Annotated in this window: 14 protein-coding genes; 8 read left to right on the top strand and 6 right to left on the bottom strand. The window is 60.3% G+C overall.

What is annotated here, in order from left to right; translation table 11 throughout:
• The first annotated feature begins 170 nt into the window (after positions 1-170).
• From PLU72_19395 to PLU72_19380, 4 genes are all read left to right on the top strand, one after another.
• The gene (locus PLU72_19395) at positions 171-2303 is read left to right on the top strand and encodes a PQQ-binding-like beta-propeller repeat protein (protein ID HOT30347.1); all 2133 of its coding nucleotides are present in this window, start codon (positions 171-173) and stop codon (positions 2301-2303) included.
• A gap of 336 nt (positions 2304-2639) precedes the next feature.
• A complete protein-coding gene (locus tag PLU72_19390) occupies positions 2640-3935 on the top strand; it encodes a radical SAM protein (GenBank protein ID HOT30346.1) in 1296 nt (431 codons plus the stop codon).
• Positions 3936-3938: 3 nt separating this feature from the next.
• Complete coding sequence (locus tag PLU72_19385) at positions 3939-4916, top strand: diacylglycerol kinase family protein (GenBank protein HOT30345.1); 978 nt, start codon at positions 3939-3941, stop codon at positions 4914-4916.
• Between the two features lie 101 nt (positions 4917-5017).
• Positions 5018-5992: a UbiA family prenyltransferase gene (locus tag PLU72_19380; GenBank protein ID HOT30344.1), complete on the top strand. Its 975-nt coding sequence runs from the start codon at positions 5018-5020 to the stop codon at positions 5990-5992.
• A 392-nt stretch (positions 5993-6384) separates the two neighbouring features.
• Here PLU72_19380 and PLU72_19375 read toward each other — a convergent pair whose 3' ends face one another.
• From PLU72_19375 to PLU72_19350, 6 genes are all read right to left on the bottom strand, one after another.
• On the bottom strand, positions 6385-6573 hold the full coding sequence (locus PLU72_19375; GenBank protein ID HOT30343.1) for a hypothetical protein: 189 nt from the start codon (positions 6571-6573) through the stop codon (positions 6385-6387).
• A gap of 249 nt (positions 6574-6822) precedes the next feature.
• On the bottom strand, positions 6823-8034 hold the full coding sequence (locus PLU72_19370; protein HOT30342.1) for an MFS transporter: 1212 nt from the start codon (positions 8032-8034) through the stop codon (positions 6823-6825).
• Positions 8035-8053: 19 nt separating this feature from the next.
• On the bottom strand, positions 8054-11176 hold the full coding sequence (locus tag PLU72_19365) for an efflux RND transporter permease subunit (protein ID HOT30341.1): 3123 nt from the start codon (positions 11174-11176) through the stop codon (positions 8054-8056).
• A complete protein-coding gene (locus tag PLU72_19360) occupies positions 11173-12414 on the bottom strand; it encodes an efflux RND transporter periplasmic adaptor subunit (GenBank protein HOT30340.1) in 1242 nt (413 codons plus the stop codon). The genes PLU72_19365 and PLU72_19360 overlap by 4 nt, the downstream gene beginning before the upstream one ends.
• Positions 12415-12463: 49 nt before the next feature.
• A complete protein-coding gene (locus PLU72_19355; GenBank protein HOT30339.1) occupies positions 12464-13879 on the bottom strand; it encodes a TolC family protein in 1416 nt (471 codons plus the stop codon).
• Positions 13876-14553 carry a TetR/AcrR family transcriptional regulator gene (locus PLU72_19350; protein HOT30338.1) on the bottom strand — a complete coding sequence of 226 codons (678 nt, stop codon included), beginning with the start codon at positions 14551-14553 and terminating at the stop codon, positions 13876-13878. Before PLU72_19350 ends, PLU72_19355 begins: the two co-directional genes overlap by 4 nt.
• A gap of 183 nt (positions 14554-14736) precedes the next feature.
• On the opposite strand from PLU72_19350, the gene PLU72_19345 reads away from it, so the two are divergent.
• Genes PLU72_19345 through PLU72_19330 form a run of 4 tightly spaced genes read left to right on the top strand, consistent with a single transcriptional unit; the run spans position 14737 to position 19046 of the window.
• Positions 14737-16185: a clostripain-related cysteine peptidase gene (locus tag PLU72_19345; protein ID HOT30337.1), complete on the top strand. Its 1449-nt coding sequence runs from the start codon at positions 14737-14739 to the stop codon at positions 16183-16185.
• Positions 16186-16217: 32 nt separating this feature from the next.
• Entirely contained in the window at positions 16218-17501 is a 1284-nt protein-coding gene (locus tag PLU72_19340) for a DUF362 domain-containing protein (GenBank protein HOT30336.1), read from the top strand.
• A gap of 7 nt (positions 17502-17508) precedes the next feature.
• A complete protein-coding gene (gene pnuC / locus PLU72_19335) occupies positions 17509-18087 on the top strand; it encodes a nicotinamide riboside transporter PnuC (protein ID HOT30335.1) in 579 nt (192 codons plus the stop codon).
• Positions 18054-19046, top strand: a complete 993-nt coding sequence (locus PLU72_19330; GenBank protein HOT30334.1) for an AAA family ATPase — start codon at positions 18054-18056, stop codon at positions 19044-19046. Before pnuC ends, PLU72_19330 begins: the two co-directional genes overlap by 34 nt.
• Positions 19047-19226 lie beyond the last annotated feature (180 nt).

Genomic DNA, 19226 nt, shown 5'->3' with positions numbered 1-19226 from the left:
CTCAAGATCATGGCTCTTCATGAGACAAAGTACGCTTTAGTCGGATGAACCAAAAATATAATTTGCCCCATCCTTTTATCAGTGTTAAATTGGGGCGTATATTGAATATAAAATTGCATGATTGTGATCAATGGTTAATATTATATCGATCATTATCTCGGAGGGTTGAAATGAAACAGTCTCGTGTTTACCTTCTGCTTGTCTTGGCCATTGCCGCTTTTACGCTGTTTGGCTGTGGTGGTGGCGGAGGAGGAGGTGGTGGTGCTGTTGGGTCAGGCATCACCTTCCAGGAAAACACGGGTGCAATTAAAGGTAAAATCACTTCGAACGGTATTATTTCGGAAAGCCAGAAGGGCTCGATTTTGTCAGACTCAGGCGTCGTAGGAGTTCCAGGCGCTGAAGTATTCCTTGAAAGCGATACTTCGAAGAAAACAATATCTGATGCAGAAGGAAATTTCATTTTAGAAAATGTTCCAGAAGGTACGCACAACGTAATAAGCCGTAAGGAATCAGATGGTAAATCTTATAAAATGAGAAGTGGGGCCATTGTTGTGGTCAAACTTCAGATAGTTGAAATTCAAAGCATAACCATTGTTGCAGCTTCTAACTCTGTCAGTGGAAAGATTTCAAAACCAAGTGGCGATCCTGTTCAGGGTGTTACTGTTAAAGTGTGGGATCAGATTTCCACATCTGATTCAAATGGTAATTATCAAGTGTTTAATATGCCTGCAGGAAGCTGGGAAGTAAGTTTTAAAAAAGATGGGTTCACTGATTTTGCGGCAACACTATCCTTCGGTGTCGGCCAGGTAACAAATTTTAATCTCGTGTTATCACCCGTAGATTCGAGTCAATCCCAACCAACTACTCCCCAGGTATCGGTCCCACCTGTGATTTCGAACGCAATTGTGAAAAATGATAACCTTCATTACTGGGTTTCTTGGCAGACTGATATTGATTCTAGAGCTAATATCACATTGTCAATGACTGAACCACAAGGAATTTCAGTTGAAACAATGATTGGTGAATATAAAACAAGCCACAATTTTGATCTTGGTAGTCTCAATGATAACTCAACGTTTACTGTTACTATTCAAGCTATTTCAAGAGACAATCAAACCGCAAAAAAGGTGGTGGTTTTTCATACCGAAACCAACTCGGTTAATGTGCCTCCAAGCGATCCCCAGCCCTCCGGAAAAACAGTTTCATTCGTTTCTCTCTTAGGTTCACAGGCATCGAAGCCCACTGTCGATGGCACCAATATTTATGTTCATTTCGAAGGTGGCTACCTGGTGTGCTTTGATACGACAAAAGATGCGCTATCCTGGTCATTCAAAGGCGAAGGTCCGTTTGGGGACGGCTATTTTGGTGTCATACCCGGCTGCCAGTTGGGTGATGTCAACGGCGACGGGACGAAGGATGTTGTTGTCCCGTTAAGAGGGCTAATGACTGCTATTGATGGCAAAACTCATACGGCGTTATGGGAAGTTTCTGCTGGTGGGGATATGGCTTGTGCCCCGGCAGTTACAGACCTTAATGGTGATGGTTATCAAGACGCTGTTTTCGGCACGGTAAACACGTTATATGCGATAAATGGGAAAACCGGTCAAACCCTCTGGTCCAAGAGCATGCAAGCTGTTCACTCCGATATTCTAGCAATTGATATAGACAATGATGGAAAAAAGGAAATTATCGCCTGTGGGACCCACGGTGATAATAAAATATATGCTCTGAAGCCTTCAGATGGTTCTCAAATATGGTCCGTTCAAATGAATAATAAAATTGAATCCGGTCCGGTTTTTAAAGATGTCGATAATGACGGCATTATTGAAATCTTTATCGGCAGTCATGAACCTAGCATTGTGTGTGTTAACAGCCGAACCGGCAGCTTCAAATGGCGTCTTGACACTTCTTTCACGCCATATGAAGGTGGTTGGGAAGCTGGCGTTATTCATTCTCGGCTAAACCTCGAAGAATCAAATGGTAATTTCTATTTGATTGCTCCTTCGAAGTGCGACAGATTGTTTTGTCTTAATGCCAAAACCGGCGCTATCGTATGGAAGCGGGATAAAGATGTAGCCGATTGGTATTGGGGCGGAGTCGGTTTTTACAGTGCCGGTGTTGAGAAATATGTTGTTGTACCAAATTTCAACGACAGAGCCGTGAAATTCCAATCATTGCTTACTGGCGAAGTTAAGGAAACTTTCTCCGCCGGTGGCGAATCATTTTCAAATTACTCTATGCCGGTTTCTGCTAATTCCAAGGTATATTTGCCAACAAATGGCAAAATGTTAGTCATAAAGTAATTGTTTCTACTTGTTACTTGTTACCCTACTATAGCAGCTGCTCAGTTTTTGCCATGCCATTTTCTAAATATGGTATGCTAATGAAAACAAAAGTATGACCTCATTCCAGTTCGCCAAATCCGCATGAACTCAAAAGGCATCTAAGACACGACTTATGGACTCAATATTGAGTCCTGCATATCAAAACCAGCTTCATGTCTCCGTTCGTGCTGAGCTTGTCGAAGCACGAACAGCCCTTGCAGATGATTCCTCATTTCGCCCTTCGACAGGCTCAGGGCGAACGGGTGGCTTTCATTCTGCAGGAATCAATCGTATGAGGGGAGCGAGGAGGAGCGTATGCTGAAACCCATCTTTCTGACCGGGTTTCCCAAGCTGGCGTTGTATCTGCGCGTGGTCGTGCATGTGTTTCTGCGATATCTCGGGGAAACGCTTCGCGGGCGGCTCGGGCCGGTCGCGTTCGTGAAGCTGCTCTATCGCTCGCTTCTGCTGCTGAAGGTCATGGTCCGGAACAAGGTCGTCCAGGTCGGCGAACTGTACAAGATGCAGTTGTATCTTCCGGCCTATCCGTCGCCGGCGTTCTGGGAGTCCTTCGAGAAGTTCATCCGCCCCGACCCGGGCCCGCTTACGGTCGTCTTCTCGATCACCAAGGCCTGCCGCTACAAGTGCCCGCACTGCTACCAGCGAAACGACGGGGGCGCGGATATCGAGATCGAGCTGTTGAAGAAGGTCGCCCGCGAGATGCAGGAGATCGGCGTCACCATGTTCGACATCGAAGGCGGCGAGCCACTTCTGAGATTCGAACGGCTGATGGACCTTCTCACCGCCTTCGACGGGCGGCGCGAGATCTGGGTCAACACCACGGGCGAGGGCCTGACCCCCGAGATGGCGCGGCGCATGAAGGAAGCCGGCGTCTTTGGCGTGATGATTTCCCTGCACACCCCGGATCCCGTCGATTACGACGCGTTCACGAGGTTCCCCGGTTCGTTCGGGATCGCAAAAGAGGCGGCCCGGATGTTCAACGAGGCCGGCATCACCGTCGCCCTCAACAGTTGCCCGACCGAGGAACTTTTCGCTCGCGACGGGGTCGAGCGCGTCATGGACGTCGCCCGCGAGTGGGGGTGCTCGTTCGTGCAGATCATCCACGGCAAATCGGCCGGAGCCTGGCTGGGCAAGCAGGACGAGATGATCTCGGCTCGGGAGAAGATTCGCAAGCTGCGCCGGCTGCACCTGCAGTACAACTCGCCGGGAGCGTTTGCGGGCCACCCGTCCGCGTCGGTTCAGGTTTTCGAAGAGTCGCCGTGCCACTTCGGCTGCACCGCCGGCGGCGTCGACCGCTTCTACCTCAACGCCAACGGGGAGGTGCAGCCCTGCGAGTTCCTCAACGTCTCGTTCGGAAACGTCCAGGAAGAGGGGTTCAAAACCATCTTCGCCCGGATGCGCCGCCAGTTCCGGCAACCGGGAACGCGCTGGCTCTGCGCCACGGAAGCGGGTTCCATTCACAAGACCATCGTCGACAAGGGGCTCCGCAAGACCCCCGTTCCCAGGGAATTCACCGAGAAACTGGTTGAAACCTGGAACAAGGGATCTCCGACCGACCTGTACCGCCGCATGAACCTGTACAAGCCCGACTGAGACATGCCGCGGTATTTCCTGGTCCTCAACCCCTCGTCGCGCTCTTTCCAGGCGCGCCATTCCTGGCCGCTCCTGTTCGAGACCCTCGATGCGCGCGGCGTCGACTACGATTTCGCCCTGACCCGCGGGGACGGCGATGCCGTGCGGTTGGCCCGGCAGGCGGCCCGTGATGGGTTCGAGGTCGTGGTCGCGGTCGGCGGCGACGGCACGATCAACGAGGTGGTCAACGGCCTGTTCGACGCCGAATCGCGCACCGCTCTCGCGGCGTTCGGGGTGATCTACACCGGCACCAGCCCCGATTTTTGCGGGTATCACGGCATCCCGCTCGACACCGTTGCCGCCGTCGATCTCCTGCTGAATGGGGCGCCGCGCCCGGTCGATCTCTGCCGAATCGTCCATCGCCATCCGGCCGAAGAAACCACGGTTCACCGCATCTTCAGTTGCTGCGCGAATTTTGGCCTCGGTGCCGCGGTTGCCCGCGGCGCCAACTCCGGGCTTCGCAAGAGGTGGGGCGACAGACTCGGCACGCTGCTGGCGCTTCTGCACGCCCTGGCTTCCTATCGGCCCCCGGATCTGCGCGTTCAGATCGACGGCCGCGAGGCGGTTTTCCCCGGACTGTTCAACCTGTTCGTCGGGAAGAGCCCGCTCGTGGCTTCCGGAATCAAACTGAGTCTCGAGATCGCCCCGGATGACGGGAAGATGTATGCCCTGCCCCTGTTCGGAATTTCCCGGGCACGTCTTTTCGCCATTCTGCCGTCGATCTATACCGGGACGATCACCCGGCGATTCCCGCCCATCTTCGCACGCCGGGTCGAGATTCCGGACCAGGGCGATGCCCGCGAGGTGGAATACGACGGCGACCCGCGCGGCCGGCTTCCCGCCTCTATCGAGGTACTGCCCCGAGCCCTGCCGCTGATTCGACCGGCGATGAGGCCGGCTTCCCGATGCCCGCGGGGTCGAAGCAATCCGGGCCGTGTGTGATGTTGCCCCGGGCGACAGATATTCCCGGACAATGATATGATGGCCGGGATTCGCGGCCGGATTGGCTTGCGCCTCTCCGTGGAGGAAACATGAAAAATATCATGACATTTATCATTGCCTATATCAAGACGATGCGGCTGTATTACTCGTTCATCACCGGCATCGCCGGGTGGATCGGCGTTTCGTTCTATTTCTGGGCCAAGACCCGGGAAGGACTCGAGATCACTGGGGACGATTATGTGTACGGTGCCATTGCGCTGGTGATCCTTTTTTTGAGCTGGGGCGTCAACCAGATCTTCAACGACTGGTTGGGGCTTCCAGAAGATCGGATCAACGCCCCGAACCGGCCGATGGTGACCGGCGAGCTGAACGTCACCTGGGCGCTGACCCTGTCGAGCGTGCTCATGGGCATCGCCGCCGTCATTTCCTGGTTCCTGAATCCCTGGTCGCTGGTTCCGCTGACCCTCGGGTTCCTGATGAATTTCCTTTACAACTACAGCAAAGCCTGGGGGTTGTGGGCCAACGTGGTATTCGGCGTGATGATCTCCAACTGCAGCCTGTACGGTTTCCTCGCCGCGGGGCCGATGCTGAGCGGCCCCCTGTTCGACCGCTCGCGGGTGGCCGGCCTGTTTCTCGTCGCGCTGATGAACGGGCTGATGACCTACTTCACGTATTTCAAGGATTACGAAGGCGACAAGGCCGCCGGGAAGGACACGTTCATCGTTCGTCACGGGATCGAGAAGGCCAGGGTCGTCGGCCTCGTTGGCGCGTTTCTGCCGACCATCTGCTTTTTTGCGGCAAGGGCTCTCGGGGCATTCTCCTTTCGATACACCGAGTATTTCATCTATTGCGGGGTCATGACCATCTTCCTGCAATTCTGGACCGCGATCCGCTTCTATCGGAACCCCGTCGGCCCCAAAGCCTACTTCTCGAACGCCACCAATTTTCGCGCCTGCGTCGCCGGCCAGGTTACCCTGATCGCCATGTTCAACGGGCACCTCGCGCTGTATCTGTTCAGCTTCAGTTATATCTTCATCGGGTTCCTTTTCGGCCTGCACGAAGATTCCCTCGGGTAAGGGCGCAAACCTCGCCGTCGACCGGCGGCCCGGGTGGATGACCTGGCCCGGCTGCCGCTAATACTCGTCTCATATGTTAGGCGACAACTATAGCGTGTGAAATATATCGTATGCTACCTGACATGGTACGGCCGTTCGCCCTGAGTTTGTCGAAGGGCGAGAGCTTTCGTGCTTCGACAAGCTCAGCACGAACGGCATCGAGTATACGAGTATACGGGATGAGTGCCGTGTTCCTTTTGCGACGAGCAGTAACGTCGTATTCCCGACAAGCAGACGGGAGCGATGATGAAAGAAAAAAATCCGGGCGTGTGCCCGGAGTTGAAATGCGTCGCATGTTGAACCTTGTTTATCGGGAAATCCGATCGGAGAAAGCGGTTTCGTGAAGGAAGCCGTCAGGTGGGGAGCAGCCTCATGACTTTGTCGAGCAGGGAGTGAAGTTCGGCTTCGCGAGCCTTGAGAGCATCCTGGAACTGGGACATGTTGCGGCAGTGGTGAATCTCGACGCGGGTGTCAGCTATCTCCCTCGAGAGCATAGATTTCAGCAGGGCCAGATCCTCTTCGGAAAACTCGAGTTTGAACATAGCCTCTCATCTCCTCTCTTTTCACCCCTCACTACAAACGATTCGCATTTTGAAACGTCTTGTCAAGGGAAGAATGGCGTCGCGAGTTCATCTGCTCTGCTCCTGAATATCTGGCAGATGCCCACCTCCGTTCACCCTGAGCCTGTCGAAGGGCGAACGGGGGAAACATCGGCGAGCGACGGTTCGCGCTTCGACGGGCTCGGCACGAACGGTAGCAGGGCATTCGCGCTCGACACGCCGGAATCGGTATCAGGCGGGTCGCACCCTCGACGGAACAAGGGCCAGCCCGGCGGCCGCGACGATCGTAAACGCTGCCCCTGCGAGGAACGCGGCCGAGGGGCCCAGCGAACTCCAGAGCGAACCTGCGATGGCGCTGGCCAGCACCAGCGCGAGGCCGCTGACCAGGTTGAAGATGCCGAAGCCTGTGCCGACGAGTTCCGGCGGAGTGGTGTCGGCGACCAGTTTCGCCAGCAGACCCTGGGTGAAGGCCATGTGCAGTCCCCACAGCGCGGCTCCGACGAAGACGGCCGCAGGAGATCCCGCTGCGGCAAGGACGAGATCGGCGACGACCAGGAAAGCCAGCCCGGCGAGAAGCAGGGAACGGCGGCTGAGGCGGTCTGCGGCGATTCCTGCCGGGTAGGCCGCCCCGGCGTAGAAGAGGTTCATCACGATCAATACGATCGGGACATGGCCGGCGGCGAGTCCGACATCCTGTGCCCGCAGAACGAGAAACGCCTCGCTGAACCGGGCGAGCGTCAGGATCGCCCCGAGAAGGACGACGAGCCAGTAGTGCCAGGGAAGTCTCCCAGCGTCAGCCAGTCGGAGCTTTTTCCCGCCGGGAAGTGCTTCGGACGCGCGCTCGGGTTCATGGACATACGCCGCCAGGAGAAGAACGCAGACGAACGCCGGAATCACCGCGATCCAGAGGACCTGGCGGATGTCGTTCGCGAACCGCGCCATGAGCAGGACCGCCAGCAGCGGGCCGAGCAGGGCACCGACCGAGTCGAGCGCCTGGCGAAGGCCGTAGGCGGCGCCGCGCAGATGGGGCTGGGTGATGTCGGCAACCAGCGCATCGCGCGGGGCTCCGCGGATCCCTTTCCCGACTCTGTCGATAAAACGAGCCGCAAACACCCAGCCGATGGCGTTGGCAAGCGGGAAGATCGGCTTGGTGAAGGCGGCGAGGCCGTATCCGACAAGCATCAGGTGCTTGCGCCTGCCGAAGTAGTCGCTGAGCGCCCCCGAGAACACTTTCATGATGGAGGCGGTCGCTTCTGCGACGCCTTCGATGATGCCGACGGTGACCATCGAGGTGCCGAGGGTGGTGACCATGAACACGGGCAGCAGGCTGTGGATCAGCTCCGACGACATGTCCATGAACAGCGAGGCGAAGCCCATCGCCCAGATGCCGCCCGGAAGGGCCCGCCATACGGGCGGCGCGCCGGGGACAGGTGGAGTGTTCATGGCTGGCATTCGTCGCCCCTCAATGTCGATCGGGGCTTCGTGATTCCTGCCCTGCCTGGACGACATGCTCCCTGAACGCCCTGATGCCGAAGAAGGAGCAGATGTCTTCGAGAAGCTCGTAGATGACGGGCACGAACAGCAGGGTCAGGAAGGTCGAGGTGATCAGGCCGCCGATGACGGCGATCGCCATGCCGACGCGCATTTCCGAGCCGGGGCCGGTCGCGATGGCAGGCGGGATCATGCCGCCGATCATGCAGGCGCTGGTCATCAGAATCGGCCGCAGACGGATCGGGCCGGCCGAGAGAATCGCCTCGCGGCGGCTCATCCCGCGGTGGCGCTGCTGGTTGATGAACTCGACGAGTAGGATGCCGTTCTTCACGACGAGGCCCATCAGCATCAGAAACCCGATCATGGTCATGATGTCGACTCTCGCCTGAGTCAACAGGAGCGCCGCGATCGCCCCGACCACGCCGAGAGGCACCGAGGTCATGATCGTGAGCGGGTGCAGGAAGTTCTCGAACTGCGATGCGAGCAGCATATAGACGAGAATGGCCGCGATGGCGGCGGCGAACGCCATGTTCTGCGTTGTCTCCTCGCTCGTCTTCGCCAGGCCCTGGAACTGGCCCCGATACCCGGGGGGAAACAGCTTGTTCGCCTCGGCGACGAACTCGCTCATGGCCGCCCCCTGCGCCTTCCCTTCGAGATTGCAGCCGATTCGCACCTCGCGGGCGCGGTTGAAGCGATTGATCGTCGCCGCGCCCGGGCTGATCGACAGCTCGGTGACGTTCGAGAGCGGAACGGTGCGCATCCCGTCGATCGTGCGCACCATCAGGTTCGGCAGGCTTTCGGGGGTCTCGCGGAACGCCTTCATCAGGCGCATCTTCACGTCATACTGCTTTCCCGCTTCCTTGAACTGGGAAATGGCCTGCTGGCCGCCAACGAGGAGGTTCAGCGTCGTTGCCAGCATTCCGACGTTGACGCCCAACACCTCCATGCGGTCGCGCTGCAGCTGGACGCGCAGTTCTGGTTTTCCCGGCTCGCGGGTGTCGGCGATGTCGACGAAGCCGCCCGCCTGCTTCATCCAGGCGGTGAGTTTGTCCGCAAGATCGCCAAGCACCGTCATGTCGGGTCCCAGGAGCGAGTAGGTGATCTGCTGGTTGGCCATGCCCATGCCGGCGGCCATCGGGTCATGCTCCTCGACGGAACAGCGCTCGATGCCCGGGATGCCGCCCAGGACCTTCCTGACCCGCTCCATCAGCACGGTCTGTGAGGCGTCCGGCCGCCGGTCGCGGGGGAGGAGGGTGACGGTGATCGAACATTTCGTCGGATCCTCGAGAGGATCTGCCGCAACGGTCGAAAGGGATGTGGCCACGTGCTGCCTGATCGGCTCGAGAATCTTCTCCTCGACCGCCTTCGCGATGCGCTTCGAGCCTTCGAGCGATGTTCCCGTCGGGGTCCGGAAGTTCACCAGAAACAGGCTCTTGTCCATCTGAGGCTTGAACTCGAAATTCATCCTGCCCGCGAGGGCGAAGAGCAGGGCGATGACGCCGATGCCGGCCGCCAGAACGGTCCGGCGATGGTCCAGCACGAGGACGAGGATGCGGCGATAGGCCTCGTCGAGCAGGTCGAGCATGCGGCCGAGAAGCCGCGCCACGCGGTTCTCGTGCTCTTCGCTCTCGAGGTAGCGGGCCGCAAGCATGGGGGTCAGGGTGAAGCTGACGACGAGCGAGACGAGCACGGTCGCGGTGACGGTGATGCCGAAATGGTACAGGAACCGGCCGACGATGCCGCTCATCAGCGCAACGGGCAAAAACACGGCCACGAGCGAGAAGGTGGTCGCCGTCACGGCCAGGCCGATCTCCTCGGTCGCTTCGCCCGCCGCCTGTTCCGGCCGCTTGCCCATGCGCAGATGCCGGTAGATGTTCTCGATGACGACGATCGCATCGTCGATCAGCAGACCGATCGAGAGCGAAAGAGCCATCGTCGTCATGACGTTCAGCGTCAGGCCCAGGATGCGCATGATGCCGAACGCCGCGAGGAGCGAGGTCGGGATCGCCAGGGCCGAGATCAGCGTCGAGCGCAGGTTCCGCAGGAACACGAGGATGACCAGGACGGCCAGGACGCCGCCGATGACGATGTCGACCATCGTCGCGCGGATGGACTCTTCGGCGAAGGGGGTGGTATCGATCGTCATGCCGATCTCGACGCCTTTCGGGGCGCTGCGATTGAGTTCGGCGATGGCTTCCTTGACGAGATGAGCCGCCTTCACGGCGTTGGCCCCGGACTGTTTCTGGATCTGCAGGCCGACGATGGGCTGGCCGCTCACCAGGCCCACCGACCGCTCGTCCTCGATGGCGTCCTCGACCTGGGCGACTTCGCCCAGCGTGATGGGGGTGCCGTCCACCGTCGCGATCGTCAGGCGGCTGAACGCCTCGACGTCGGCGAGTTCGCCCATGGTTTTCACGACGAACTCGCGCCGCTCGTCCTCGATCTTGCCGGCCGGGATCTCGATGTTCTTCGACCGGACGGCCTGGACGACCTCGGCGGCGGTCAGATTGTGCCCGTTCAGCCGGTCGTTGTCGATCCAGATCTTGATCTCCCGCTCCCTGACGCCGATCTCCCGGATCGAGCCCACGCCGGAAATGCTCTGAAGGCGGCTTTTCACCACGTCCTTCGCGTATTTCGACAGCTCGGCGGCCGACAGGGGCCCGGAAATCGTGAGCGACATGATCGGGACGGCGCCGGTGTCGAACTTTTCGATGACCGGCGACTCCATCGCCTCGGGAAGCTGGCTTCGGATCGCCGCGACCTTGTCCCGCACGTCCTGGGCGGCGACGTCGATGTTCCGGTCGAGCTTGAACTCGGCAATAACGCGGGCTATATTTTCCGAGCAGATGGAACGGACGCTCTCGATGCCGCTGAGCGCGGCGATCTGCTCCTCGATCTTGTCGACGACCTTCGACTCGAGGGTTTCCGGGCTGGCGCCGCGGTAGACGCAGGTGACGGTGACGGTCGGGAACTCGACCTCGGGGAACTCGTCGACCCCGAGGTCGCGGTAGCAGAGGATGCCGAACAGCGCCACGGCCAGGAAGGCCATGATCGTGGTGACGGGCCGGCGGATGGCGGTGTCGGCGAGGATCATCGGGCGGCCTCGTTCCCGACCGTGACAGGCGCGCCGTCGACGAGCTGGTCGAAGCCGCTGTCGACGATCGGCGTGTCGCTGGCGAGGCCGGACAGGATGGAAATGCGGTTGCCGCGCGAGAAGCCGACCGTCACGGGTGTTTTATGGGCCTTTCCGTCGCGAACGGTGAAGACGTAGCCGGATCGGGCGGCGCCCTGGGTCGCCCCGGTGCCGTCACTCGTGATTCTCACGATGCCTGCCGGCACGATGCGGGTTCCGAGGTTCTCGCGGACGACCGTGTCGACGTCGGCGTAGCCTCCGTGGCTCAGCTTGTGGTCTGCATTCGGAATGACGGCGATCGCTTCGAACGTCAGCGTCTTGCGGTCGATCGCCGGGATGATCGTGTTCACGCCGGTGATCACCGGTTCCGACACGAGCGGCGAACGGACGATCACGCGGGCTCCGAGGGTGAGGAATGGGAGAACGCGCTCGGGAAGGCGGATGCGGAGTTCGAGCTCCGAATCGTCGACGAGGGTGAGGGTTTGCCTGTCGCTCGGCTCGTGCTCCATGAGCGATTTCGACGTGACCAGCCCGTCGAACGGCGCGAGGAGCGTCGAGTTGTCGAGCCGGCGCCTGGCGGCGCGGACGCCGACGTTCGCGGTCGCGACGAGGGTTTTGGCCGCCGACAGCGCCGCCTCGGCCTGCATGATCTGGCGGTCGGCCACCTCGACGCCGTTCTGGGCGAGCTTGAACTGGCCTTCGATCTGGTCGAACTGCTGCTGGGGAATCGTGTCTTTCTCGCGGAGGCTCTTCGCGCGATCGAAATCGCGGGTCGCGGTTTCGAGGCGGATCTGCGCCTGTTTCTTCGCGACGCGGGCGGTTTCGAGGGCAGCCGAGGCTGCGGCGACCTGGGATTCGGCCGATGTGACGGCCGTCTTGGCCTGGTCGAGGGCGATGTTAGCGTCTTCGAGATCGAGCACGGCGAGAGGCTGGCCTTTGCGGACCCGGTCACCCTCGCGGACCAGCACGCGGTCGACGAAGCCGGATGCCTTGAGCTGGAGCGTCGCGCGCTGGGGCGCGACCAGTTCCCCGGTCGTGCGTTCGATCCACTCGACCGAACCGATCGCGGGCGTCAGGAGCGTCACGGGGACCGGGTCGCCCGACGGCCCGGCAGAAAGAAACCCGTTGTGGAGAAAGACGAACAACAATATTGCAAATAATATATATTTTATTCGCTGGTTTTTGGGAAGCGATGTCATTGGGCCTCCTGGCAAGTCGGTCTTCGGGAACGGCGAAACGTGAGAACGTCTATTTCAGGGGAAGAAGGGCGTGTTCGAGGCCGCCGGCGGCGTGCCAGAGAGCGATGCGGGCGAGAGCCTGGTCGAAGCCGGCGGTGACGCGGCGCTGACGGGCCGAGACGAGCGCCGACTCGGCGTCGAGCAGATGCTGGGAGGTGACGGCGCCGGCCTTGAACCGTTCTTCGGTCAGGCGCAGAGATTCGGCGGCCTGCGCCTCAGCCTGGGTCGACAGGTCGAGCCGGGCTCGCGCCTCCTCGATACGGAGAAACGCCTGGTGAATAGCAAGTAATATATTGCGTTCGAGATCTTCGAGGTCGTGGGTCGCCTTGCTTTTGGCGGCCCGGGCTTCGCGGACCTTGCTGCGGGTTTCTCCCGCGTCGAATATGTTCAGCCCGACGTAAACGGTGGCGTCCCAGTTGTCCTGGGCGTTGTTGAACTGGTTGCCCGAGCTCCAGTTCCACTGGAGAGCGACGTTCGGCAACAGGGCTCCCTTCGCGGCCTTCGCCGAGAAGTCCTGGATGCGGACCGCCTCTCGAGCGGCGCGAAGGAGGGGGTGACTGCGGGTGGCGAGGGAGACGGCGTGCTCCTCGCTCAGTTCCGGCGTCGTGTCGGGGTTCGTGGGAACGGGGATCGCGGCCGGGGCGATCGGAAGGCCGGTCAGCATCTCCAGACGCGCCTTCGCAAGGTCGATGGCGTTGCGGGCTTTTACGACGTTCTCGCGGCGCTCGAGCACGGAAACCTGGACCTTGAGGAGGTCGTCGCGGACGGCAACGCCAGCTTCGAGCATGTTCCGCACGTGCCGTTCGTGACCGAGCGTGTCGAACAGGGCCTGCGATGCCACTTCCTCCATGGCGCGGGCGCTCAGAAGGCCGAACCAGGCTTCGGCGACCGAGCGGGCCATGTCCTCGCGGCGCCGGGTTTCGGCATACTTTTGAATGTTCACGCCCGCTCGTGCGGCGTTGACGCCGTTTTCGAGCGCGCCGCCGGTGTAGATCGGCTGGGAGAGCTTGATGCCTTTCAACTGGAGCTGTTCCTTCCCGAACGGCATGCCCATGATCTCAGACGTGTGGCGGAAGTTCGTGAACGTTTCCTCGGCCCTGAGCCGGGGGAGGAGATTGCTGTTTGCCCTGTTCAGGCGCTGCTTCGCAGCCCGGGTTTCATCCTCCGCCGACAGGACGCCGGGATTCGTGTCGAGGGCCGACGCGAGACACTCGGCCAGGGTCATGACGGCGGCTGCCGAGGCCGTGCCGGGCGAATCCGCCGTCACCGTCGACTCGAGCGGAGTTTGCTCGGCGGATGGCGATGATATCGGGACTGAAGGCTCGGACGCTGTCTGAGCGGATCCCATGGTGCATGCGAGCAGGAACAGCGAGAACGCCGGGGCGATGAGCCGGGGAAACCTGAAACCAAGATGGCGGGAGATCATGGATGTTTGCCTCTTCTGTTTTTTGTATTCGTCCTGGAATATATTTTCGGGGCGGCTTTCGACGGAGCCGGGGAGGGACGCGGTCCGGCCAGGCCGAACAGGAAAAACTCCGATAGCTGGTCCGCGAGGATATCGGCGGAGAGAACCTTTTCGCGTGACCACCAGAACCGGAAGGCCTGGAGTACCATGCCGATGAGCGCGTGGTGAATGAGTTCGATATTGAGATGGGGCGAAACCAGGCCGGCCTTCTGGGCTTTTTCGAGCTCCTTCATCTCGCCGAGGCTCGCCGCGATGAACCTGTTCGCGAGATGGTTGCGAAGCTCCTCATCCAGCAGCCCCGCGTCGGACGTCATGCACTGGAAGAAAAAGCGCGCTTCAGGCGTGTCGGCGACCTGTGTGAACAGTTGCCGGACGCCCTGTCGAACACCGTCCTCGAGAGACATGACATTCAGATCGATGGCGGGGGGGCGGAGCGTGGTGTGCAGAACGAGGTCGAACACGGCGAGGAACAGGGCTTCCTTGGTTCCGAAATGGCTGTAGATGGTTGCCTTGCTGACTTTCGCCTTGCGGGCGATCGTGTCGACGCTCGCCTGGTGGTATCCCTGCCGTGAAAACTCGTCGAGCGCAGCGTGAAGCATGCGCTCGTTGCGCTGTTTCTGCCTGGGTGTCGCCATCGGGGATCGTCTCCGGTGCAGGAATAACCGTGGTAAAAAACTAAACTTGAGAGTTTGAATATTTAGACTAACTGGTTTGAAAATGTCAAGAGCACGAAAAACCGATCGCAAGAGGAGTCATGAAAGAAGTCGGGCGTGGTATCATGAAAAAAACGGTTCGTTTTGCGAAGAGGGAGAGATACGATGAAACAGATCGCCCGGATTCTCGTGACGGTGTTCGTCCTCGCCTGTATGGCGCAGGGCATGGCCCTTGCTGCCGAGAAGGAATGGACCTTCATGGTGTTCATCAACGCCGACAACAACCTCGACGAGTACGGCGTCGCCGACCAGGAAGAGATGGCCGCCGTCGGCAGCAGCGACCGGCTCGATATCGTCACCCTGATCGACCGGTATGCCGGCCCCGCGACGATGAACCACATCGAAAAAGGCCGCATCACGAAGCTGTCAGACGAAGGCGAGCTCGACATGGGCGACTGGCGCGAGCTGGTGCGGTTTGCGAAAACCGCGATGGCGCGCTTCCCGGCGAAGCATTACGCGCTCGTCGTCTGGAACCACGGGGCCGGCTGGAAGTTGAAGGGCGCCGCGTTGAAGGGCATTTCCTACGACGATACCAGTAACAATCACATCACGACGAACCAGCTCGGCGATGCGATGCGCGAGATCCGCGACGCGGCGGGGCGGAACATCGACCTGTTCTGCATGGATGCCTGCCTGATGCAGATGTTCGAGGTCGCCTGGGCCGTGCGCGACGCCTGCGACTACATCGTCGCATCGGAAGAAACCGTACCGGGCGACGGCTATCCCTATACCGAAGTCCTGCGCGCCCTCAAGCCGGGCATGGGACCCGTCGAGTTCGGAATGGCGCTCGTCAACGAGTTCCGCATCCATTACAGTAAAGACGTTCCGCAGGATGGTCCATGGGATCTCCGAGGGCGGAGCGGAACCCGCATCGTGAAGCGCACGACGATGTCGCTGCTCGACACCGCCCTCCTGCCGGAACTGAGAGACCGGCTCGACGGTTTCTGCGGGGCGATCATGGCCGGCAACCATGCGGCTGCGCTGAATGAGGCCCTGAAAAAGGCCGAGCATTTCTCGTATTACGACAACGTCGATCTGAAGGACCTGTTCGACACCCTGAAATCGAACATGAAGGACCCGGCGGTTCTCGGCGCCATCGCGGCGTTCAACGAGAGCTTCAAACGCACGATTCTCGCCAACGGCACGACCGGCACGACGGACAACGGCGAAACGCCGGGCGGGGACGACTCCGACTGGCTGACCGGCCGCTGGCCGATGCCGGTGGCGGCGACGGGGCTTGCGATCTACTTCCCCGAGAAGGCCTCGAACTTCTCTCCGGCCTACGACGATCTCGATTTCACGGCTGTCTCGCAGTGGGACGAGATGCTTCGCGACCATTTCCGCAAAACCGCCGCCGGCCGCGTGACGGCCGATCTCGACCGCGGCAGCCTCGACGCCCTCCGCGATCAACTGAACGAGACCGGTCCGCTTGCCCGCGAGACGGGCCGGGCGGCTGCCGATGCCGCCGCCTTCATGCTGCACACCGAGGGCGGGCAGCCCCCTTCGCTTGCCGTCGAGGCGCGGAGTCTCCTCGGTGCATTGCGGGCCCGCTGAAGGCATTTTCATCTCTTTTCCCGGAGTATCATATGACTGAATCGACTGTTGCCATTCTCCGCACGAGCCCGCGCACCGTGCTTTCCGATTATCACGAGCTGATGAACCTCGCGGGGTATCAGCAGACGATCGACCGGGCCGTCGATACGGCGCTCAAAATCAATATTTCGTGGCATTTTTTCTTTCCGGCCGCATCGACCACACCCTGGCAGTTGGAAGGCGTGATCCGGGCCATGAAGGCGGACGGATACGATCCCAACCTGATCCACGGCTGCCACAACCGCACCGTCGTGATCGACGCCCACCTGGGCGAGCGAGAGAACAAGCAGGTCAACGTCGTGAACGCGCACGGCCTGCGCAACGTGCACCTGTATGAGAGCGGCGAGTGGATCGACATCCGTGATGCGGTGGGCGATCTCACGAAGGAATTCCTCGTGCTGAACGAGGTGTATCCCGACGGGTTCGCGATTCCCAAACGATTTATAGGCGAGAATATAATTCACCTGCCGACCGTGAAGACGCACGTGTTCACCACGACGACCGGGGCGATGAAGAACGCGTTCGGGGGCCTTCTGAACGAGCGGCGCCACTGGACGCACCCGGTCATCCACGAGACGCTGGTCGATCTGCTGATGATCCAGAAGAAGATCCATCGCGGCGTGTTCGCGGTGATGGACGGCACGTTCGCCGGCGACGGCCCCGGGCCGCGCTGCATGGTGCCACATGTGAAGAACGTCATTCTCGCTTCGTCCGACCAGGTGGCCATCGACGCGGTCGCGGCGAAACTGATGGGCTTCGATCCGCTCAAAGACTGCAAGTTCATCCGGCTCGCGCACGAGCGCGGCCTCGGCTGCGGCGACCCGAAGAAGATAAAAATCGTCGGCGATAGAGATGCTGCCGAACAGAACTGGAACTTCGACGGCCCGTTCAAGGAGATGACGTTCGCCTCGCGCAACCAGCATCGCATCTACTGGGGCCCCCTCAAGGGGCCGCTCGAGTGGTCGCTCAAGACGTGGCTGGCGCCGTGGGCATACGTAGCATCCGTTATATATCATGACCTGGTCTGGTATCCGCTGAACGCGAAACGGCACCTGCGGAAAGCCGAGCGCAGCGAGTGGGGCCGGCTGTTCGCGGGGTGGGAGAGCGTGACGCCCGCCCCTGACGGCCGCGGGTATGCCGACCTGCCCGCTCCCGGCTCGGCCCATGTGAAACTCGACGCGAGCCACCTCTGGGAAGGCCTGCGGCTCGTCGGCATGGCGATCAGGGAGTCGCCGGAGTGGAAAGCCCGGCTGGCGCCGCGGGAGAAGGCAGGGTAGTTCCCGCATGAGCCGGATCGAACTTTTCGCGGCTCTCCTCGGCTTCATCAACGTCTGGCTGACCATCCGCGAGAACGTCTGGTGCTGGCCGATCGGCATCGTCAACGTCGCGCTGTACGTGAAGGTGTTCTGGGACGCGAAATTGTACAGCGACATGGGGCTGCAGTTCGTCTACGTCGTGCTCCAGTTCTGGGGCTGGTATCACTGGCTGTACGGCGGAAAAGACCGGCCCCAGCCGCCGATCACCCTTCTGGGGAAACGCCGGTTCGCCGGCTGGATCTCGGCCGCGGCGGTCGGTTCGATGGCGCTGGGCACCCTCATGCACGTGCGCACCGATGCCGCGCTTCCCTACGTCGACGCGACGGCCACGGTCGTCAGCCTCGCGGCGCAGTATCTGATGACGCGCAAGTATCTCGAGTGCTGGTTTTTGTGGATCTTCGTCGATGTCGTCAGCGTTGGCATGTATGCCTTCAAGCAACTGTGGCCCACGACGGCGCTGTATGCGCTGTTCCTTGTCATGGCGACGAGCGGGTATGTCGTCTGGAGACGGTCATGGAAGAAGGAAGAAAGCCTGCGCGCGGCCTGATCATCGGCAAGTTCCTGCCGCCGCACCTGGGACACCAGTATCTCGTCGATTTCGCGCGACGGTGCGTGGAAAAGCTGACGGTGCTCGTCTGCACGCTCGAGCGCGAGCCGATTCCAGGCAGGAAGCGGTTCGAGTGGATGCGCGAGATGTTTCCCGACGTCGAGGTGCTCCACAACCCCGACGAGAACCCGCAGGAACCGCACGAACACCCGGATTTCTGGAACATCTGGCGCGACAGCATCCGGCGGTTCTGCCCCGAGCCCGACGTCCTGTTCGCCTCGGAAACCTACGGCTGGAAGCTGGCGGAAACGCTCGGGGCGAAATTCTGGCCTGTGAACATCGCGCGTGGCCTGGTGCCGGTGTCGGGCACGAAGGTGCGCGAGGATCCGATGACCCACTGGGAGTTTATTCCGCCGGTCGTGCGGCCCTGGTTCGTCAGGCGCGTCTGTATCGTCGGTCCCGAGTCGGCGGGCAAGTCGACCCTCGGGAAGCGGCTTGCCGCGCATTTTGGCACCGTTTTCGTCCACGAATACGCGCGCGACCTGCTCGAAACGAAACCCGACTCGTGCGATGCGACGGACTTCGAGATGATCGCGCACGGCCAGGCCGCCTCGGAAGACGCGCTGGCGAGGCAGGCGAACCGCCTGCTGGTCTGCGACACCGACACGCTGACGACGGTATTGTGGGCCGAGATCATCCTGGGGAGGTGCCCGGCGTGGATCCGGGAACTTGCCGACGTGCGGTGTCACGATCTGTATCTCCTGCTCGACTGCGACGTTCCCTGGGTGGGGGACTGGGCGCGGTATCAGCCCGTTCTCGCCGACCGGCAGGCGTTTTTCGAACGGATGAAATCGGAACTCGAAGCGAGAGGCAGGCGGTATGTCATCATCCGCGGCGGCTGGGAAGACCGGTTCGAGGCTTCCGTCGCCGCCGTAAAGAGACTTCTCGGCGAAGGGTGAGAGCCCATCCGCCGATAAACATCGATGTTCCACTCGCCTGGAGATGGCGGAGCTTGCCCTGAGCTTGTCGATGGGGCGAGAGACATGTGATTCTTCGATACTTCAGCGCGAACGGTATCGAACATCTACTCGTCTCATATGTTAGGCAACAGCTATCACGAGTAAAATATAATTCCTCCA

It is taken from the genome of Candidatus Ozemobacteraceae bacterium (genome assembly GCA_035373905.1).
GTDB lineage: Bacteria > Muiribacteriota > Ozemobacteria > Ozemobacterales > Ozemobacteraceae > MWAR01.
This window is presented reverse-complemented; position numbering and strand designations above follow the sequence as displayed.